Genomic DNA, 3634 nt, shown 5'->3' with positions numbered 1-3634 from the left:
AAATGAACCGCCCTGTGCGGAGCCGCATGCAGGGTGGTGTGGGGGCTGGAGGTTAGATACCTCCGGCTACCCGATTAAGTGCCATTTTGCTCACTCTTAGCTTGTTGTTTGATCCTTGGCAATTGCATTTGCAGCCCAATAAATGCTGGTGCTAGTGGAACGAATGCTAACCAAGATTGCATTTGAAAAGCCCAAAAGTAAACAAACCAACCTTGAGCAGCAATCAATCCGAATAGCTTTAACCAACGTGCAAATAGCATTAAATCGCCCATTGCTACTAATGGCAAACCAAAACAAAGGGCACCCAAGCCATACAGCCAAAGGTTGAAGTTTACAGATGATTCAATCAGGCCGACATCGATGGCAATGCCAAAGAAAAAAGGAAATAAAACCAGCATCATGACAGTTGTAAAAAAGTGCTCATTACGTCTGTGCTTTTCTTGGGCTTTATTTTTCTCTGCAAGTTTCTCTAATGTATCCATGGCATTTAACAGCTTATTCAATAGCAGCACAATAATGTTCCAGGCTGCTCAATTCAAACTTCAAAGATACCATCGCTAAGTTATTGTTGTAAATCGAATATTTTCGCGAATACGTAAATAATGCTCAAAATACTGCCGGAAAAAGAATGCATCTTTGTTTACGAGGTCTATACAACACTTTAAAAAAATTCGCAGTAGACTGATATGTATGGGTTTTCTAGAATGTTACAAAATTATCGATGCGTAAAAAGCTCATTTTACGCATCCTTTGGCGTCAGAATTATCTCAATTTGAAGAAAATCAGTTATAACTGTATAGGCAACCAGTCATTTGGACGACAAGTAAGGCGGTCATAATCGATTAGAAAAAGTGTAGTGGTATAGCGAATTTGGCCACTCTATTGAAGGTGATATTAGATTATTGAGGGTAAATACAAATGACTAAACCTCGAGAGATATCCATTTCAAACACATTTCGGGGCAAATACAAGTTAGTTCCCTAACCCACTTCTGGACAGAAGCTTGCTAGAGTTATTGTACTAGTCGATAGTAATACACATTAGATTTTGTAGGGGTAGTGAAGGAATCTAACGAATGCCCTCACTCCATTGACCATCACATGTGTTACCCGCAGTGGTTTAACCTTTTAATTTGTGGCCAAATTAACTATTTCACTACACCACGTCACAGACTATTGTGATATTTACATCACACCGCCAAAAAGAAAGTAACACGATGATTTAAATGGAAAATCAAACAAGACTCCATAATGATACCCTTCCTTATACCCTGTAATTACTAAGATGCATAATATACAGGGGAATAGCATATTAAATACCACTATTTTAGGAAGCTACACTCTAAAACTATTTATGGTTACTTTTGAAGGCAGAGAACTCCAAACAACTGGTGGAATGTGACCGTAATAATTTACTCGCTAAGTCGCAATGGGGCACATTGCGAGATAGAAAATGTTGTTGGTTCACTCTAAATTAGTGGCCAAATTCACTTAGCCACAACATACCAACTTCGATTGGCATAGGTAATGAAGGCTGTGACTTGGTTTAGTTGGCCAAGTCAGCTATCTTTAATATTGACGGATAATTTAACGCTGAAATTTTGTGAGCCCCCGAAAAATAAGAGAGCAGATGTATGCAAAGTAATTTCCTCAGTCACTTCATGTCCTTATTATCTATTACTAGCGATTACATCTACTTTAAGGATTTGAATTATAAGTTTTTATTGTGCAGTCAGAGCTTTGCAGATCTTGTCGGGGAAAACTCATGGAAGGAACTTCGCGGTAAAGATGACTTTGATGTGTTTCCTCATGATGATGCATTCGCATATCGTAAGGAAGATGAAAAAATAATCGAAGGTGGATTACAGAAAATAAACAAAATCGAGCCTTATACAGATAAAGATGGAAATGAGGGCTGGGTATCTACCTATAAATGGCCTCTTTACAAAGATGGAGGAAGTGAGTTGATAGGAGTGTTCGGTATTAGTCGTGATATTACTGAGCAAGTAAATCTCCAAAAGCTTAAAGAAGAATTAGTTGAGGTAAATAAAAAATTAAAGGAGCTTAGCGAGATTGATTCTTTGACAGGGCTATATAATCGTCGTATTTATTCAGCATATTTAAAAAAATTTCAGCCTTAGCAATGCGATCTGGTGAGCCCTTGTCACTTCTGATTATAGATATTGATAATTTCAAAAACTACAATGATAATTATGGTCATGCTGCGGGGGATAGTATACTAAAGATAATTTCTAGCCAATTAAGAAAAAGTGTGTATAGAGATTCTGATCTACTAGCAAGATATGGTGGAGAAGAGTTTGTGATTGTATTGTCCAATACTAACCTCCGTGAAGCAAAAGATGTCGCAGAAAGAATAAGAAAAAATATACAAGCTGAAGCAATGATTCATGAATACTCTACCGATGCAGGTGTTGTCACGGTAAGTATTGGTATTTCTACTATCAAAGGAAAAGTGATTGATACCGATAACTTGTTTTTACAAGCTGACAATTCCCTTTATAAGGCTAAAACATCGGGAAGGAATAGATGTGAAGCCTTTTGTAGTGGCATAGTTAATTTGGCCACTGTAGTGGATTAGCAAATTTGGTTAGATAGTTAGAGTTCTAGGCATGAAAAAAAGTAAGTCAAATGATGCTTTAGTGAAGAGTTTGTTCAATCGGTCGAAACACACAATGGGGCAAAAACGCGTTACGACAGCTAACCCATTTAGTGCTTACATTCCTATTAATATGGTTTTGTACTGATAACTTCTAAACAAGTGGCCAGATTTATTTAGCCACTACACTCACTCTTCTATCGTTCTCTCATACAACAAACTGTTGTTTTTCTTTTTAACTATTACTGTATTATCTAGTCCAGATAACACCTTTAAAGCAATGTGACAACTAGAAATAACAGCATTAACAACCAGTTTATCAACTCGTTATTGTATTTCTGTGAACCAAGAAACTTTGTTAATAACGCCCCTTTTGCCATAAAAAACACTTTAAAACAATAATCTAACCTTAAAGCGGTCAAAAAGCAGGCGTCGCTACGTAAAATCTGACAGTTTCTTCGAGTATTGCTGCTGTAGATTTTTATACGCTCACCAAAAAATGTAACTTATTTCTATGAAAAAAATTATTTTCTCATGATTCAGATTATCAATCTATTGTTCTTAATATGAATTCTGAGTTTAGATAGGTACGCTAATTACCCTCCTTGTTAGCTATTTAGTTTATAAAGAGAGTGGCTTATAATGATGCCTAATTGAGAATCTCAACTTAAAGTACATATCTGTAAATAATTCTCAAAATGAAGTTCACAATGCGTTTTTATAAAATAACATAACTTGTTGAAATTAATTGAATACATAAAGCCGAGAATCTCGATTTAAAAGTCCCTAATCATATGAGCCCTGCCACTTAGATCGAGATTTTACGGCGCAATGAGATTTTTAGTTAGTATTATCGATGCGCCAATCAAACGATTTATGCATCTTTTTCATAGTAATTATCTTAACTTGAACTATAACTGTATATATATACAGTTCATTGGTGAGGCGACGGTTATGGGGCAATTAACATTTTTGGAGGCTATACGGGCAGAGATCAGGGTACGCCATTACAGCTATC

Annotated in this window: 3 protein-coding genes; 2 read left to right on the top strand and 1 reads right to left on the bottom strand. The window is 36.3% G+C overall.

From position 1 onward, the window contains the following. Nucleotides 1-74: 74 nt before the first annotated feature. Nucleotides 75-503 carry a hypothetical protein gene (locus Q4591_RS19895; RefSeq protein ID WP_303462580.1) on the bottom strand — a complete coding sequence of 143 codons (429 nt, stop codon included), beginning with the start codon at nt 501-503 and terminating at the stop codon, nt 75-77. Between the two features lie 1130 nt (nt 504-1633). On the opposite strand from Q4591_RS19895, the gene Q4591_RS19890 reads away from it, so the two are divergent. Beyond that, on the top strand, nt 1634-2140 hold the full coding sequence (locus Q4591_RS19890) for a PAS domain-containing protein (protein WP_303462577.1): 507 nt from the start codon (nt 1634-1636) through the stop codon (nt 2138-2140). A gap of 20 nt (nt 2141-2160) precedes the next feature. Continuing rightward, entirely contained in the window at nt 2161-2598 is a 438-nt protein-coding gene (locus Q4591_RS19885; RefSeq protein WP_303462575.1) for a GGDEF domain-containing protein, read from the top strand. The last annotated feature ends 1036 nt before the right edge of the window (nt 2599-3634 follow it).

It is taken from the genome of Shewanella sp. 3_MG-2023 (assembly GCF_030548765.1).
GTDB lineage: Bacteria > Pseudomonadota > Gammaproteobacteria > Enterobacterales > Shewanellaceae > Shewanella.
Note: the sequence above shows the minus strand (reverse complement) of the source record. Positions and strands in the feature narration are given on the sequence as shown.